The sequence below is a fragment of the Pseudomonas cistanchae genome, assembly GCF_054483635.1.
Genome location: NZ_JBTLWN010000002.1, coordinates 153686 through 170693, shown reverse-complemented (window position 1 = coordinate 170693; position 17008 = coordinate 153686). Strand labels below are relative to the sequence as shown.

Below are 17008 nucleotides of genomic sequence, written 5' to 3'. Positions count from 1 at the left end.
CCACGCGCTGGCAGGCCGGCGCGCGGCGTGATGGAGCAACCACAAAGGAGCGAGTTGCATGCAGGTGGAACTCAAGGGCAGCGGCACTCCGCTACGTGCCTGGAAAGGTTCATGGCGGCTTGCCCAGGTGCCGTCGATCAGCAGCGATATCCTGGTGCCTTACCCGCGCCGCGCGGTGATCGTCGCTCCTCATCCGGATGATGAAGTGCTCGGTTGCGGCGGGCTGCTGCAACTGCTCTGCGAGGATCGCCGGCCACTGTTGCTCATCTCGGTCACCAATGGCAGCAACAGCCATCAGGGCTCATCGCGCTGGACGGCGCAGCGCCTGGGAATCGTGCGCCCGCAGGAAAGTGCCGATGCCCTGAACCGTCTGGGCTTGCCGCAAACCGCGATGAAATGGATTCATGGCGGTTTTCCGGACAGCGCCCTCGCCGACTACGAGGATGAACTCAAGCGCTTTCTGCTCAACTACCTGTTGCCGTCGGATGTCGTGTTCAGCTCCTGGCGTGAAGATGGTCATAGCGACCATGAGGCCGTGGGTCGCGCCACGTTGCAGGCCTGCAGGGAAATCGGCGCGCTGTTTCATGAGGTACCGATCTGTGCCTGGCACTGGGCAGACCCGGAAGACTCGCGCATTCCTTGGCACCGTGCCCGCAAGGTACACCTGGCCCCCCGGGTGCAAGCCCGCAAGCGCCACGCCATCCAGGCATTCGCCAGCCAGCTGTACCCCGACGAAGCCTCTGGCCAGGCCAATCTGACTCCGCCGATTCTGGAGCGCCTGCAACAGCCTTTCGAGATCGTCTTTCTATAAAACGCCTCAGCGCGCCGATCTGGCCAAGGCCTAATCGGTAGGGTGCGCCATGCGCACAAGGGCCTCAGCCGCTGGTGCGCTCGGCGCACCCTATGAGGCACATAGCCTAAAAAATCTGAACCGCCCTCGCCCCCTCTAGTCGAAAACCTCATTGCCATGAAGCATTTATTGCAATCGACCGAGGAGGACATCATGAAAATCAGCGAAGTCATGACCCGAGGCGTACAGACCGTGACGCCGGAGCAGAGCATTCATGAAGCCGCCGCACTGATGGTGCGCATCGACAGTGGCGCCCTGCTGGTAAACGATCAGGATCGCCTGGTCGGCATGATCACCGACCGCGACATCACCACCCGCGCGGTCGCCGTCGGGCTTGGCGGCGATACCCGGGTCGCCGAGGTCATGAGCAGTGGCGTGCGCTACTGCTTCGAGGACGATGACATCGAAGCGGTCGCCAGCAACATGGCCAGCAATCAACTGCGCCGCATGCCGGTTCTCGACCGCGAAAAGCGCCTGGTCGGCATCGTGTCCCTGGGCAATATCGCCGGCTGCAACCAGACCCAGGCCAGCGCCACGCTGCTGCACGGCGTCGCCAAGGCGCACTGACGGATCGACCGGCGACGGGCTGCCCTGTCGCCGCGTCACTCACTGGACGAGGTACCGCCCCATGCCAGCCCTGCACTTTCAGCACTCGCCTAGCCGTCCACACCAAACGCTGCCTCGGCACGCCGTCTCGGCGCTGTTGGTGGCGCATTCGCGGGCAGTGGCTTGGTCGTGCTCAATCAGGTCAAGCCGACCATGAGCGATATCCGCATCGGTATTTCCGGCTGGCGTTACGCACCCTGGCGCGGGGATTTCTACCCCGAGGGGCTGGTACAGCGCAAAGAGCTGCATTTCGCCTCGCGTGCGGTCAACAGCATCGAAATAAACGGCTCGTTCTATGCCCTGCAGACGCCGCAGCGCTATGCCGACTGGTATGCCGATACGCCCGACGACTTCATCTTCTCGGTGAAGGCGCCCCGCTACATCACCCACATCCGTCGGTTGCGCGACGTGAAAAAGCCGATCGGCAATTTCTTCGCCTCCGGGGTGCTGCAACTGAAGGAAAAACTCGGCCCGATCCTTTGGCAGTTTCCGCCCAGCTTTAAGTTCGACGAGGCGTTGTTCGGTGAATTTCTTGCGCTGCTGCCGAAAGACACGAAACAGGCCAAGGCATGTGCCAAGGCTGCCGACGAGCAGATGCAACAGGCCGATGCGTTGCCGCGCTCAGCCAACCGTCCACTGCGCCACGCGGTGGAGATTCGCAACGAAAGCTTCATCGACCCTGCGTTCGTTGCGCTGCTCGATAAACACCAGGTCGCCCTGGTGGTGGCGGACACCGCCGGTAAGTGGCCGCAGCAGGAAGACCTCACCGCCGATTTCGTCTACATCCGCCTGCACGGCGACGAGGTGCTTTACGAAAGCGGTTACTCGACGCGGGCGATCAACTACTGGCACGCGCGTATCGACGCCTGGCGCGACGGCAGACAACCCGAGGATGCCAAGCTGATTGATCCCGCCCGCGATTACCGCCACCAGCAGCGCGACGTCTACTGCTATTTCGATAACGACACCAAAGTGCGTGCACCCTTCGACGCACGCTCGCTGCTGGAGAAGTTCGACCTGGCCGATGCGCTGGAAGCCACCCCTGGAATTCTGCAAGGAGCAGTGTTGTGAGCCACCTTGTTTCAAATGGTGAGATTGCTGGCAACGAAACAGCCGGCAAGCCCCGTGTCGAGAACGCGCCGACCGTCCATTCGCTGCGCGTGCTCACGCTCAACACCCACAAGGGCTTCACCTTCTTCAACCGGCGTTTCATCCTGCCGGAGTTGCGCGAAGCGGTGCGTGCCTCGGCCGCGGACATCGTCTTTCTCCAGGAAGTGCACGGCACCCATGATCGCCACGCCAAGCGCTACAGCGATTGGCCGAGCATCCCCCAGTACGAGTTTTTGGCTGACAGCATATGGCCGGAATTCTCCTACGGGCGCAATGCGGTGTACCCGGATGGCGACCATGGCAACGCCCTGCTTTCCAAATTCCCGATTCGTAGCCACCAGAACCTGGATATTTCGGTGGGCGACCACGAGGAACGCGGCCTGCTGCATTCAGTGCTGAATGTCAGTGGCCATCGCGAAGTGCATGCCATCTGCGTGCACCTGGGCCTGCGCGAAAACCATCGTCAGGAGCAGCTGAAACTGCTTGGCGATCTACTCGACAGCTTGCCCGCCGACGCCCCGGTGATCATCGCAGGGGATTTCAACGACTGGCGTCAACGCGCCCATGGCCTGCTCGCCGAGTTCGGCATGCACGAGGCTTTTATCGATGCCTTCGGCGCGCCCGCGAAAAGCTTTCCGGCGCGCTGGCCCCTGCTGCCGCTGGATCGCATCTACGTGCGCAACGCCACTACCCATGGCCCCCAGGTGCTCAATCGCCGGCCGTGGTCCCACTTATCCGATCATGCTCCGCTCGCGGTTGAGGTACGTATATGAGTTACAACTGGAAAGACGGCAACGACGTCGAACTGCTGATCAACGGCGAGGAATTCTTTCCCAGCGTGTTTGCCAGCATGCGCGCGGCCAAGCATGAAGTGCTGCTGGAAACTTTCATCATCTACGAAGACAAGGTCGGCAAGGAGCTGAAAGAGGTACTGGTCGAAGTTGCTAGCCGCGGCGTCAAGGTCGAGGTGATGGTCGACGGCTACGGTACCGCTGATCTGACCTCGACCTTTATTGCCGAGCTGACCAACGCCGGCGTCAACATCCATGCGTTCGATCCGCGGCCGAAGCTGATGGGCATGCGCACCAATCTGTTCCGCCGCCTGCACCGCAAGATCGTGGTAGTGGATGGCGAGGAAGCCTTTATCGGCGGCATCAACTTCTGCGCCGATCACCTCGCCGACTTCGGCCCGATGGCCAAGCAGGATTACGCGGTCAAGGTGCGCGGTCCGGTGGTAACCGATATTCACCAGGCCAGCCTGCGCCTGCTGGCCTACAACCGTAACGCCACCCATTCGACAGCCGAACCCCACGCGTTCAATGCCGCCGTCAATCGCTTTGCCGGCAAGGCGCGCATGCTGCTGGCGATTCGCGACAACGAAGACCACCCCAACGACATCGAAGAGCATTACCTGCGCGCGGTGCGTTCGGCGAGCTTCCGCCTGTTGCTGGCCAACGCCTACTTCTTCCCCGGCTACCGCCTGCTGCGCGAGCTACGCAACGCAGCGCGGCGGGGTGTGCATGTCACCCTGATCCTGCAGGGGCAACCCGATATGCCGCTGGTACGCATGTGCTCGCGGCTGCTCTACAGCTACCTGATTCGCGATGGCGTGCAGATTCATGAGTACTGCGAGCGACCCTTGCACGGCAAGGTCGCGCTGGTCGATCACGAGTGGGCGACCGTAGGCTCGAGCAACCTCGATCCGCTGAGCCTGTCGCTCAACCTCGAAGCCAACCTGATCATCCGCGATGCGACGTTCAATCATCAGCTGTATGAGCATTTGCAATCGCTGGCACAGCGCACCTGCAAACAGATTTCCCTGCAACGCGCCAAGCGTGGCTACTGGTGGCGGATGCCGCTGATCTTCGTCAGTTTCCATTTCCTTCGGCATTTCCCTGCGATTGCCGGTTGGTTCCCCGCGCATTCGCCAAAGCTCAAGCCTTTGCTGCCGGTGACCGACGTATCGCCCGTGCAAGACGAGCAAGACGTGCACTTCGAACAGGAGAAGTCGCTGTGAATGAATCGACCGCGCAACACGCACAACCGGGCGATAAGAAACCGGTCAATCCGAAATGGAAGTGGGCCAAGCGCATCCTCACCCTGTTCTTTTTCATCATGGTGCCGGCGTTGCTGTTCATGCTGGTAAAAAACCTCGACTGGCAGGATGTGAAGAAAGCACTGCAATCCTATGAGGCCAGCACTCTGTTACTGGCGGTAGGGATCTGTGCCGCCAGTTATGCGGCCTATTCCTGTTTCGATGTTCTGGGCCGTTATTACACCAAGCACAAACTCCCTGCCACGCAGATAGTGCCGGTAGTGTTTGTCTGTTATGCCTTCAACCTGAATCTAAGCGCCTGGGTCGGTGGCATCGCCTTGCGCTATCGCCTGTACTCGCGCCTCGGGCTGGATGTGCCGACCATCACCAAAGTGTTTACCTTCAGCATGATCACCAACTGGCTGGGCTATATGTTGCTGGCCGGTGTGGTGTTTTCCTCACGCCTGCTTGATCTGCCGGAAAGCTGGTCGATCGGTGCCACCAGTCTGCAGATAATCGGCTTCGTCCTGCTGCTGGTAGCAGGCGGTTACCTGCTGGCCTGCGCCTTTTCCAAGCGGCGTATCTGGCACATCCGTAATCAGACGTTGACGCTGCCGTCCGTGCGTCTGGCGCTGATCCAGGCGGGATTGGGCGCGCTGAACTGGTCGCTGATGGCATTGCTGATCCACACCCTGCTGCCGGATGAAGCCTTCTATCCGGCAGTGCTGGGTGTATTGCTGATCAGCAGCATCGCTGGCGTGGTTACCCATATCCCGGCTGGGCTGGGCGTCCTGGAAGCGGTGTTTATCGCCCTGCTGCAGCACCAGATGTCGAAAAGCGATTTGCTGGCCGCGCTGATCGGCTACCGGGCAATCTATTTTCTGCTGCCGCTGGCGATTGCCTGCGTGGTGTACCTGGTATTGGAGAAGCGCGCGAAAAAGCTGCGCAATGAAAGCGGGGCCAATCAAGGCCCCGAACAATCAACCAGTGTTGCGTGATTTAACTCAACGATCCGGCCGCAGAATCAAGGTACCCAGCGGCGGCAGATTCAGGGCCAGCGAATAAGGCTGGCCATGGCTGACTTCCTCGCCAGCCACCAGGTCGCTGCAACTGCCATAGTTGCTGCCGGCGTAGTGCTCCGAATCGCTGTTCAGAGCGACTGACCAGTTGCCTTGCAAGGGTACGCCGATGCGATAACCCTCGCGAGGCACAGGGGTGAAATTATGCACGACCAGCAACGGCTGGCCGTCCTCACCGCTGCGTAGCCAGGCATACACGCTGTTGGCTTTGTCATCACCGATCAGCCATTCGAAGCCACCTTCCTTGTTGTCCAACTGGTGCAGCGCCGGCTCGTTGCGGTACAGGTAGTTCAAGTCCTTGAGCAGGTTCTGCAGTCCCTGGTGCTCGCCATAACGCAGCAGGTACCAGTCCAATTCGGTGTCATGGTTCCACTCGCGCCACTGCCCAAACTCGCAACCCATGAACAGCAGCTTCTTGCCTGGATGGCTCCACATGAAGCTCAGATACAGTCGCAGGTTGGCGAACTTCTGCCAGCGGTCGCCCGGCATCTTGTCGAGCAGCGAGCGTTTGCCGTGCACCACTTCGTCGTGGGAGATCGGCAGGATGAAGTTCTCGGAGAACGCGTAGATCAAGCCGAACGTCATCTGGTGATGGTGATGGCCGCGGTTGATCGGGTCCTCGCTGACGTACTTGAGGGTGTCGTGCATCCAGCCCATGTTCCACTTGTAGGCAAACCCCAGGCCGCCTTCGTTGGTGGAGCGGCTGACCCCCGGCCAGTCGGTGGACTCTTCGGCGATGACCAGCGCGCCAGGCGCGTCGCTGATCACCACATCGTTGAGGTGACGAAGGAAGTCGATGGTTTCCAGGTTCTCACGACCGCCGTGGCGGTTGGGAATCCACTCGCCATGCTTGCGTGAATAGTCTCGGTAGAGCATCGAGGCCACCGCATCCACCCGCAGGCCGTCGATGTGATAGGTTTTCAGCCAATGCAGCGCCGACGCCAGCATGAAACCGTGCACCTCGGTACGGCCGAGGTTGTAAATGTAAGTTTCCCAATCCTGGTGGAAGCCTTCGAACGGATGTTCGTACTCGTACAGGGCCGTGCCGTCGAAGCGGCCGAGGCCATGGCTGTCTGTCGGGAAATGCGCGGGCACCCAGTCGAGAATCACGCCCACACCAGCACAGTGGCAGGCATCGACGAACTTGGCGAAGTCATGGGGGCTACCGTAACGCGAGGTCGGCGCGAACTGTGACAACGGCTGATAGCCCCACGAGCCGCCAAACGGATGCTCCATGATCGGCATCAGCTCAATGTGGCTGAAGCCCATTTCCAGCACGTAGGGGATCAGCTGCTCGGTCAATTCCTGCCAGCTCAGCACCCGCCCTTCCGGCCCGCCTTCACGGCGCCACGAACCGGGGTGCAGCTCGTAGATCGACAAGGGTTGCGAATGGGCCTGACGCGCGGCGCGCTGGCTCATCCAGGCATCGTCATGCCATTCGAAATCGAGCGGCCGCGACACCACCGAGCCGGTTGCCGGAGGCAGTTCGGTGGCCAGCGCAATCGGGTCAGCTTTCAGCGGCAACACGCCGCTGTGGCCGAGAATCTCGTATTTGTAGACTTCGCCGGCTTGCAGCCGCGGCACGAACAATTCCCACACACCGCTCGGGTGGCGCTGACGCATCATGTGCCGGCGGCCATCCCAGTTATTGAAATTGCCCACCACCGACACCCGCCGCGCATTCGGCGCCCATACCGCGAAGCGCACGCCCTCCACGCCTTCGTGGGTCGCCAGTTGCGCGCCAAAGCGATTGCCGAGGTCGCGGTGATTGCCTTCGGCAAACAGGTACAGATCCATTTCGCCGAGCAACTGGCCGAACGCGTACGGGTCCTCGGTTTCCTGGGTGCTGTTGCCCCAGTTGATGCGGTAGCGGTAGCTGCGCGGCTCGCTCAGGCGGATGCTGAACAGCCCTGGCGCCGCGCTCTGGTCGAGCATGCCGAGCGATTCGCCGGTGCTGGCGTCGAGCAATTCGACGGTCAGGGCATTGGGCAGGTACGCCCTGATGTTCACCCCATCTTCGGTTTTGTGCGGCCCCAGAATGGCAAAGGGATCTGCATGCGTTGCGCGCACCAGTGCCTCGATATCGGCTCGGCTGGTTTCGACCGGCAAGCGGTCGATTGCATCCTTAGTCATGGTTGGAATCCCCTGTTAACTGGTTGATCAACGCCACCATTCCCTGCACTGGTACATCCAGCCATTCCGGGCGATAGCGGGTTTCATAAAGAATTTCGTAGGCAGTTTTCTCGATGGTGAACAGCGCCAACGCGGCCTGTTCACCGTCGCGCTCATGCCAGGCATGCGGCAACTGTGCGGCAGCTAGGCGATAGGCCTCGAGGAACGCCGCGCGCGATTGCTCAAGGTAGCTGGTGGCAATAGTCTGCCGCGCCTGCTCCGCCTCGCTGGATACGTCGGTGCTTTGCGCGTTGCGCATCGCCATGGCGGCCGCGTAGTCGAACGAGCGCAGCATGCCGGCCACGTCCTTGAACGGACTGTGGCGCTTGCGCCGGTCGTCCAGGCTGCGGGTGGGTTCGCCCTCAAAATCGATCAGGTAAGCATCGCCCTGGGAGACCAGCACCTGGCCGAGGTGCAAGTCGCCGTGCACCCGGATGCGCAAGCCACCGCCGGCACGCTTGGCCAGCTTTTTCACCAGCTTGCGCAGCTTGTCGCCGTGCTCGATTAGCCACTCGGCAGGCTCACCCTGTTTCGCCGACATATGGCCGCGTGCGGCCTCCAATGCATCGAGCATCTCGTCAACCTGCCCAATGATGTCGCCCTGCCATTCCTTGCCGTCGCCCTCGTCGCTGGGTACGGCGCCGAAGTCCGGATTGTCCGAAGGTTGCGCCAGGGTCACATGCATTTCCGCCACCCGACGGCCGAGAATGCTGGCGAAACTTTGCAGTTCGGCCAGTGCCTGGTACTGGTTTTCCGCATTGGACAGACCGCCGACCAGTTCGTCGCGAATCGCCCGTTCCAGGGTGTCCTGGGTCCACTGCCAGGCGTCGCCCTGGTTATCCAGGAAGCCCTGCAGAATCATCAGGGTGTGAGGCTGACCCTGCGGGTCGACACGGCGTACTTCGCCCAGCAGCGGCGCAATATTGGCGAAGCCTTTCTCGGTCAGATAACCGCCGATTTCGGTCTCCGGATGCACGCCAGGCATGACCCGACGCAACAGTTTGAGCACCATGCGGTCGCCGATCAGCACTGAGCTGTTGGACTGCTCGGCCGACATCGGCACGATTTCCTCGTCCAGCTCCTCCAGGGTGGCAAGTCGCGAGGTGGCGATGAACTGGATTTCGTTGCCTTCCCATTCCAGTACGGTCTGCTGGCGCAAGTTACGTAGCACCTGGCGGCTGAACTCAGGTAACACGATTGCATCGGTCACCAGGCCGACCTGGCGCCCGCGGCGCAGGCGAGCCAGTGCCAGTTGCTGCGGCAACGGGCTCCCGCCATGGGCATCTGCCGAGACGTACGCCAGCGGTAACTGGAAGTTATCCACGCCTTCGTCACATGTTACCTGCACTTCGCTGAGCACACACAGGTCGCTCGGCTCGCCGAACGGAATGGCGTACAGCAGACGCAGGTCGCTAACCGGTTTTTCCTGGCTGGAGAACCAGCGCCGCTTGGGCAGATAGGCCGGCAGCGATTCGTGCTCAAGGGTCTGCCGGGCACGCCCTTGCAGCACTTCCTGCAGATCGCGCTTGATCACCAACGTCGGCATTTCCGGCATCGGCACGGCGGTCTGCACATGCCAATGCGGCATCTGCTTCTCATCGGCCAGCACGAACCAGTAGAAGCCGTAAGGCGGCAGCGTCAGCAGGTAGGTCAACTCGCCGATGGGCGGAAACGAGCTGCCGCCGACCATCTCCACCGGCACCTGGCCCTGGTAGCTGGACAGGTCCAGCTCGGCCGCCTGGGCCGCTCGGGACAGGTTGACGACGCAGAGGATCACCTCGTGACGATCGCCGTCGTGGTATTCACGCAGGTACGCCAGGATGCGCCGGTTGGCCGGTGACAGCATCTTCAACGTGCCGCGGCCGAACGCTTTCTGCTGCTTGCGGATGGAAAGCATGCGCCGCGTCCAGTTCAGCAGCGAGTGCGGATCACGGGCCTGAGACTCGACGTTGATGGTCTGGAAGCCATAGAGCGGATCCATGATCGGCGGCAGCACCAGGCTGGCTGGGTCGGCGCGGGAGAAGCCGCCGTTGCGGTCGATCGACCACTGCATCGGCGTGCGCACGCCGTCGCGGTCGCCGAGGAAGATGTTGTCGCCCATGCCGATTTCGTCGCCGTAATACAGGGTCGGCGTACCCGGCATGGACAACAGCAGGCTATTGAGCAGCTCGATGCGCCGACGGTCGCGTTCGACCAGCGGCGCCAGGCGCCGGCGGATGCCCAGATTTATCCGCGCGCGGCGGTCAGACGCGTAGTAATTCCACAGGTAGTCGCGCTCCTGATCCGTGACCATTTCCAGGGTCAGCTCATCATGGTTGCGCAGGAAGATCGCCCACTGGCAGTTGTCAGGAATCGCCGGGGTCTGGCGCAGGATGTCGGTGATCGGAAAGCGATCTTCTTGGGCGATGGCCATGTACATCCGCGGCATCAGCGGGAAGTGAAAGGCCATGTGGCATTCGTCGCCCTCGCCGCCTTCGGTGCCACCGAAGTACATCTGGGTGTCTTCCGGCCACTGATTGGCTTCCGCCAGCAGCATGCGGTCCGGGTATTTGGCATCGAGTTCCGCACGGATCTTTTTCAGGACCGTGTGGGTTTCCGGCAGGTTCTCGTTATTGGTGCCATCGCGCTCAATGAGGTACGGAATGGCGTCCAGGCGCAGGCCATCGACGCCCAGGTCGAGCCAGAAACGCATCACGCTGAGCACTTCCTTGAGCACCTGCGGGTTGTCGAAATTCAGGTCCGGCTGGTGGGAATAGAAGCGGTGCCAGAAGTACTGCCCGGCAACCGGGTCCCAGGTCCAGTTGGATTTCTCGGTGTCGAGAAAGATGATCCGGGTGTCCTGGTACTTCTGATCGGTGTCCGACCAGACGTAGAAATCCCGCGCCTTCGAGCCTTTCTTGGCCTCCCGCGCACGCTGGAACCAGGGGTGCTGGTCCGAGGTGTGGTTGATGACCAGCTCGGTGATCACCCGCAGGCCGCGGCGGTGCGCCTCGCTGATGAAACGCTTGGCATCGGCCATGCCGCCGTAGTCGCTGTGCACGTCGCGGTATTCGGCAATGTCGTAGCCATCGTCGCGCCGTGGAGAGGGATAGAACGGCAACAGCCAGATGGTGTTCACGCCCAGGTCGGCGATGTAGTCGAGCTTGTCGATCAGGCCGGCGAAGTCGCCGATTCCATCGTTGTTCGAATCGAAGTAGGACTTCACATGGACCTGGTAGATCACTGCGTCCTTGTACCAGTACGGGTCGTTGAGGAACGCCGCGGGTCTGTTTTTCTTCGCCATCGGAAGGTCCCCTTAGGAGGCTGGTGAAATGCGCCAGATGCCAAATGGCTGATGCCATGGCTCGATGCGCATCCATTGGGTTTTGCCATGCCAGGTCCAGGTATGGCCGTTCATCAGGTCTTCGCCATGGGTAGCGGCGTCGTCCGCCAGGCCCATCTCCCAGAGCGGGAGTTCGAAGCTGGCTTCCTGGGCGTTGTGCGGATCGAGGCTGATGGCGATCAGAATGAAGTTGCTCTGATCGGCGGTGCGTTTACCGAAAAAGAAGATGTTGTCGTTCCAGGCCGTGTACGCCTTGAACCCGAGGTGGGTCTGCAGCGCCGGGTTGAGCCGGCGAATGCGGTTGAGCTGAGCGATTTCGGCGACGATGTTGCCGGGGGCGCGGTAGTCGCGCGGGCGGATCTCGTACTTCTCGGAGTCGAGGTATTCCTCCTTGCCTGGCACCGGTGCCGACTCGCAGATCTCAAAGCCCGAATACATGCCCCACAGGCCGGAACCCATGGTCGCCAGCGCGGCGCGAATCAGAAAACCGGCGCGCCCGGAGTTGTGCAGGAAACGCGGGTTGATATCCGGCGTATTGACGAAGAAATTCGGCCGGTAGCAATCGCGCCAAGGCGGTTGGTTGAGTTCACCGAAGTAGGTTTCCAGCTCCTGCTTGGTGTTGCGCCAGGTGAAATAGGTGTAGCTCTGGCTGAAGCCGACCTTGCCCAGGCGCGCCATCATCGCCGGCCGAGTAAAGGCTTCAGCGAGGAATATCACCTCGGGGTTGTCGCGACGGATATCGGCGATCAGCCATTCCCAGAACGGCAACGGCTTGGTGTGCGGGTTGTCGACACGAAACAGGGTGACGCCCAGGTCGACCCAGCCGCGCACCACATCGCGCAGCGCCTGCCACAGGCCGGGTATGGCGTCCGCGGCATAGAAGTCGACGTTGACGATGTCCTCGTACTTCTTCGGCGGGTTTTCCGCATGACGGATGCTGCCGTCCGGGCGCCAGCTGAACCAGCCGGGGTGCTGCTGCAACCAGGGGTGATCCGGCGAGCACTGGATGGCGAAATCCAAAGCGATTTCCAGGTCATGCTGGCGGGCGGCGCTGACCAGTTCGCGGAAGTCATCAAGGCTGCCAAGCTCAGGGTGAATCGCTTCATGGCCGCCATCGGGGCTGCCGATCGCATAGGGGCTGCCAGGGTCTCCTTCATGGGCGATCAGGGTATTGTTCGGCCCCTTGCGGTGCGCGCGGCCAATCGGGTGGATCGGCGGGAAATACAACACGTCGAAGCCCATTGCCTGGATGTCGGGCAGACGGCCGATCACGTCCTTGAAGGTGCCATGACGACGCGGATCGTCAGTTACCGACCGGGGGAACAGCTCATACCAGCTGGCGAACTGCGCCAGCGGACGCTCCACATCAATGGGGTATATCTCGCTGCGCAGCCGGTGCGGATGCTCTGCAGTTTTTGCCATCAGCTCCGCGGTTTCCGGTGCGAGCAACAGCGCCACGCGCTCGTCGATCGACTGGGTATCCAGCAGTTGCTCCAGCAACTCGCGCATCGGTTGGGCAAACTGTGGCGAAGCGTGCACCACGGCTTCGCGAATCAGCTGTTCGCCTTCCTGCAGTTCCAGGCCGATGGGGACCGCGGCGGCGTATTTCTTCGTCAGCTCGTAGCAGTAGCTGGCGTATACGTCCCACCAGGCTTCGATGGCGAACTGCACGGTGCCCTGCTGTTGAGGGATGAAACTCGCCCGCCACAGGTCATTGCCGACGAATTCCAGCGGCACCCGTTGCCAGTCCGGCGCATCGACTTCGCGCCAGAGCACCTCGCCGGCCAGTTTGTCGTGGCCGTCGGCGAAGATCACCGCACTGACATCCACCGCGCAGCCGGCGGTGGCCTTGGCGGCAAAACGGCCATGTTCCACAACCGGTTCGATGGCTTCAATGGCCAGCCGTGGCAATGCCGTGGCTCGCGTCAGATCAGGCCGAGTAGCGGCGGGATCGGTTGAATGAATTTCCTGCGGTGGGCGTGTTGGCGATGACTGATCTTGGGTAGAGCGTTTTTGCTTTGACTGATTGTGCATAGACATTGGTGCGGGCTCCTCAGCGCAATACGAATCCCTTCCCAGCCAGCCGAGCCGCCCAGGACGTAGCAAAACTCGCGGGAAGTGTGATCAGTGCCCGTTGGCCGGGACTCTAGGAATACCGAGCCCGGCCGCGGCGCAAAAGTTCAGCCTTTATTGGCCATCGATCAGGGTCGCGCGGCTCTGCAATCAGCCATTGACGACGCTGCCGCCGTTGATGTGGATGATCTGGCCACTGACATAGGACGAGTCGCTGCACGCCAGATAGACGTAGGCCGGCGCGACCTCCGAAGGCTGTCCGGGACGGCCGAACGGTGTTTCGGCGCCGAACTCGGCGACCTTCTCTGCAGAGAATGTGGAGGGAATCAACGGTGTCCAGATCGGCCCCGGCGCAACGCCATTCACGCGAATGCTACGCGGCGCCAGATTGACCGCCAGCGAGCGGGTGAATGCGGTAATCGCGCCCTTGGTCGAGGAGTAATCGATCAGCGTCGGGTTGCCCTTGTAGGCAGTGATTGAGGTGGTGTTGATGATCGCGGCGCCCGACTGTAAATGCGGCAGCACGGCCTTTGTCAGCTGGAACATGGCGAAGATGTTGGTGCGGAAGGTTTTCTCCCACTGCGCTTCGCTGATGTCTTCGAGTCGCTCCTGAGGATGCTGTTCGGCAGCATTGTTGACCAGCACATCCACCCTGCCCCATTTCGCCAGGGTTTCCGTCACCACCTTGCTGCAAAACTCGGCGCCGGCCGCATCGCCGGCATACATCAGTACCTCGACGCCGCAGCGTTCGATCTCCTGACGGGTCAGCTCGGCGTCGTCATGCTCGTTGAGGTACAGCAGCACGATATTGGCGCCCTCCTTCGCGTAGTGCACCGCCACCGCCCGGCCGATGCCGCTGTCGGCGCCGGTGATGATCGCGACCTTGCCCTTGAGTTTGCCCGCGGCTTTGTAGTCGTTACTGATGTACACCGGCTTGGGGTGCATTTCGGTTTCCGAGCCCGGCTGATGGTCTTGGTGCTGCGCAGGTAGGGTTTGCTCTGCCATGGTGATATCTCCCGTTGGTGGCCTGATAGAGTCAGGACTGGCGGTTTCGGGAGGAGGTTCAGGTTGATTGCCGCGCGCCTGACGAATGTCCGCCAGGCGCTGGCACGGGCTAACGGTCGCGGCTGCCCAGTTGCTTCCACATCGCCTGGGTGATCCGCTGCCGGTTGCTGTAGCCGGCCCAGGGGTCGTCTTGCAGATCATTCAATCGGCTTAGCAGATTGCCGATATGCCACTGGGAAGCGCTGGTCAGGCCAGCCAGTTCATCGCGGCTGATCGGCACCGAAACCGGCAGGTTGGGCCGGGCACGCACCGAGTAGGCGGACACGGTACTGGCGCCACGTGAGTTGCGCAGGTAGTCAATGAATATCTTGCCGACCCGGTTCTTCGGTCCCATGGTCGCGGTGAAACGGTCGGGCATCAGCCGGGTCATGAACTGAGAAATGGCCTTGGCGAACTCTTTGACATTGTCCCAGTCGGTGTGTCGCGCTAAGGGCACGATGATGTGCAAGCCCTTGCCGCCGCTGGTTTTCAGGTAAGCGTCCAGGCCCAACTCGTCGAGCACGGTCAGGCACAGCTGCGTCGCCTCGATCATGCTGCGCCACGGCAGCGCCGGGTCCGGATCGAGGTCCAGCACCAGGCGGTCCGGAGTTTCGATGCGGCTGCTGTTGGCGCCCCAGGTGTGCAGCTCGATGGTGCCCATCTGCACGGCGCCGACCAGGGCCGAAGGCGTGTCTATTTCCATCAGCCGCGCATGCCCCGGATCGAGCTTGGGATCGAGGTGCTTGATGTTGGGAATCGCCAGGTGTTCGGCATGCTTCTGGAAGAACTGCTCGCCGCCGACCCCTTCCGGCGCCCGCAGCAGGGACACCGGCCGGTCGTTCAGATGGGGCAGTAGCCAGGGCGCGATATCGGCGTAGAACTGCGCAAGCTCGATCTTCTGCGCACCGCTCTCGGCATCGATGACCCGATCCGGGCTGCTAACGCCAACGCCGGCGATGGTCTCTCGCCCCTTGCCGCTGCCCTTGTTGGCTGAAGCGCGCCCAGACTTAGCGGCACCGGCTGACGAGGATTTGCCTTTGCCTGTTTTGCCGCCAGACTCATTGGTGCTCAAGGTGCCGGGCGGGCGCGGGCGTTCGCGGATGATTTCCTCGACCGGTTTGTCGGTGCGCAGCGCGACGAATGCGGCCTGGCGGACGATGCCCTCCTTGGTCCACTCGGCGAACTCGACCTCGCCGACCAACTGCGGCTCGACCCAATGCACGCCACGCCCCTGGGCGCCGCGCAACGGATCGGTAAGCGGCGAGGTCTTACGCTGCAATGCGGTGAGCTGGCCGTGCAAATGCTTCAGCGAGGCATCGCTGAAACCGGTGCCGACCCGCCCGGCGTAGCGCAGGCTGGGCGTGCCGGCTTCATCGTTGACCGCCAGCAGCAAGGCGCCGAAGCCGCTGCGGTTGCCCTGGGGGCGGGTGTAGCCCACGATGACGAATTCCTGGCGAAGGCGACACTTGAGCTTGATCCAGTCGCCACTGCGCCGGCACACGTAGGGGCTACCCACCCGCTTGCCGATTACCCCCTCAAGCGACAACGCACAGGCGCTTTCGACGATGTCGCGGTGGTGGCTGCTGAACGCCTCGGAAAAGCGCAGCACCCCACGCGGCTTGCTGCCCTTGAGCACCCTTTCCAACGCGGCGCGGCGCTCTTCCAGCGGGCGCTCGCGCATATCCCGGCCCTGCAGGTAAGGGGCGTCGAACAGGTAATAGACGATACTGTGGCTGCGGCCGATCTCGAAGGCACTTTGCAACGCCTGGAAATCGGGTAAGCCATGATCATTGAGCACCACCACTTCGCCATCCAGCCAGCTGTCCTGCAGGTCGAGGTCGGCAATCGCTTTGGCTTGAATCGGCAAGCGCTCAGTCCAGTCGTTGCCGTTGCGGGTGATCAGCCGCACCTCGCCGTCACGCACCCGCGCAAGCATGCGGTAGCCGTCGAACTTGATCTCGTAGCGCCAATCGCCGCTTGGTGGTGCGCTGACCAAGGTGGCCAGTTCGGGCGATAGCGATTCGGGAATCGCCACCTGCGCCGCTGACTTTGCAGCGCTGCGCGCACGTGGCTTGGCCGCTTTAGCGCTGGCTTTCCCCGGACTGGTTTTGGCCGGTTTTATGCCGACCAGCTTGCCACTCAGAACGCTTTCCGGCTTGGCCTCGACAATGTCGTACTGGTCCGCAGCCTGAGCCACTTCGTCGCGTTCCTTGATCAGCAGCCACTGCTCCTTGTCACCGCTACCACGCAATCGCGTGCGGACCAGGTTCCAGTCGCCGGCAAGCTTTTCACCGATCAGGGTGAACTTGAGCCGACCCGCTTCATACCCGGCGAGCGGGTCGCCGTGGGGTTGCCAGACGCCATGGTCCCAGACGATCACGTCACCGGCGCCGTACTGCCCCTTGGGAATGCTGCCCTCGAAACTGGCATACCCCAGCGGATGATCCTCGACATGCACGGCCAGTCGCTTGTCCTTGGGGTCGAGGCTTGGCCCTTTCGGCACCGCCCAGCTTTTCAGAGTGCCATCCAGCTCGAGGCGAAAATCGTAATGCAGACGGGTCGCGTCGTGCTTCTGCACGACAAAACGCAGCGAGTCCGTACTGCGCTTATTTCGGCTGCGCTTGGTCGGTTCGGCGGGTTCGGAGGTGATGTCGAAATTGCGTTTGCGATTGTACTCGCTGATTGCCTTGGCCATGGTCAGGGTCCTTGCAATGACG

11 protein-coding genes are annotated in these 17008 nt (G+C 61.8%); 6 read left to right on the top strand and 5 right to left on the bottom strand.

What is annotated here, in order from left to right; all coding sequences use genetic code 11:
* Window positions 1-58 precede the first annotated feature (58 nt).
* The 6 genes from ACX0MV_RS07740 (at window position 59) to ACX0MV_RS07715 (ending at window position 5599) form a co-directional block, all read left to right on the top strand.
* Entirely contained in the window at window positions 59-811 is a 753-nt protein-coding gene (locus ACX0MV_RS07740) for a PIG-L deacetylase family protein (RefSeq protein WP_458981918.1), read from the top strand.
* 192 nt (window positions 812-1003) lie between these two features.
* Window positions 1004-1417 (top strand): CBS domain-containing protein, encoded by a 414-nt coding sequence (locus tag ACX0MV_RS07735; RefSeq protein ID WP_458981917.1) that lies wholly within the window; start codon window positions 1004-1006, stop codon window positions 1415-1417.
* Window positions 1418-1609: 192 nt separating this feature from the next.
* On the top strand, window positions 1610-2527 hold the full coding sequence (locus ACX0MV_RS07730) for a DUF72 domain-containing protein (RefSeq protein WP_458982339.1): 918 nt from the start codon (window positions 1610-1612) through the stop codon (window positions 2525-2527).
* Window positions 2528-2610: 83 nt separating this feature from the next.
* Window positions 2611-3339 (top strand): endonuclease/exonuclease/phosphatase family protein, encoded by a 729-nt coding sequence (locus ACX0MV_RS07725; protein WP_458982338.1) that lies wholly within the window; start codon window positions 2611-2613, stop codon window positions 3337-3339.
* Complete coding sequence (gene clsB, locus ACX0MV_RS07720) at window positions 3336-4583, top strand: cardiolipin synthase ClsB (RefSeq protein ID WP_458981916.1); 1248 nt, start codon at window positions 3336-3338, stop codon at window positions 4581-4583. Before ACX0MV_RS07725 ends, clsB begins: the two co-directional genes overlap by 4 nt.
* Complete coding sequence (locus tag ACX0MV_RS07715; RefSeq protein ID WP_458981915.1) at window positions 4580-5599, top strand: lysylphosphatidylglycerol synthase domain-containing protein; 1020 nt, start codon at window positions 4580-4582, stop codon at window positions 5597-5599. Before clsB ends, ACX0MV_RS07715 begins: the two co-directional genes overlap by 4 nt.
* Before the next feature lie 6 nt (window positions 5600-5605).
* Here the strand turns inward: ACX0MV_RS07715 and glgB are convergent, their stop codons facing one another.
* From glgB to ligD, 5 genes are all read right to left on the bottom strand, one after another.
* Window positions 5606-7813, bottom strand: coding sequence for a 1,4-alpha-glucan branching protein GlgB (gene glgB / locus ACX0MV_RS07710; RefSeq protein WP_458981914.1), 2208 nt, complete (start codon window positions 7811-7813; stop codon window positions 5606-5608).
* Complete coding sequence (treS, locus tag ACX0MV_RS07705; protein WP_458981913.1) at window positions 7806-11135, bottom strand: maltose alpha-D-glucosyltransferase; 3330 nt, start codon at window positions 11133-11135, stop codon at window positions 7806-7808. The genes glgB and treS overlap by 8 nt, the downstream gene beginning before the upstream one ends.
* Window positions 11136-11147: 12 nt before the next feature.
* Window positions 11148-13139 (bottom strand): alpha-1,4-glucan--maltose-1-phosphate maltosyltransferase, encoded by a 1992-nt coding sequence (locus ACX0MV_RS07700; RefSeq protein WP_458982337.1) that lies wholly within the window; start codon window positions 13137-13139, stop codon window positions 11148-11150.
* A 258-nt stretch (window positions 13140-13397) separates the two neighbouring features.
* A complete protein-coding gene (locus ACX0MV_RS07695; protein WP_458981912.1) occupies window positions 13398-14252 on the bottom strand; it encodes an SDR family oxidoreductase in 855 nt (284 codons plus the stop codon).
* 109 nt (window positions 14253-14361) lie between these two features.
* Window positions 14362-16986: a DNA ligase D gene (gene ligD / locus ACX0MV_RS07690; protein ID WP_458981911.1), complete on the bottom strand. Its 2625-nt coding sequence runs from the start codon at window positions 16984-16986 to the stop codon at window positions 14362-14364.
* Window positions 16987-17008: the final 22 nt, after the last annotated feature.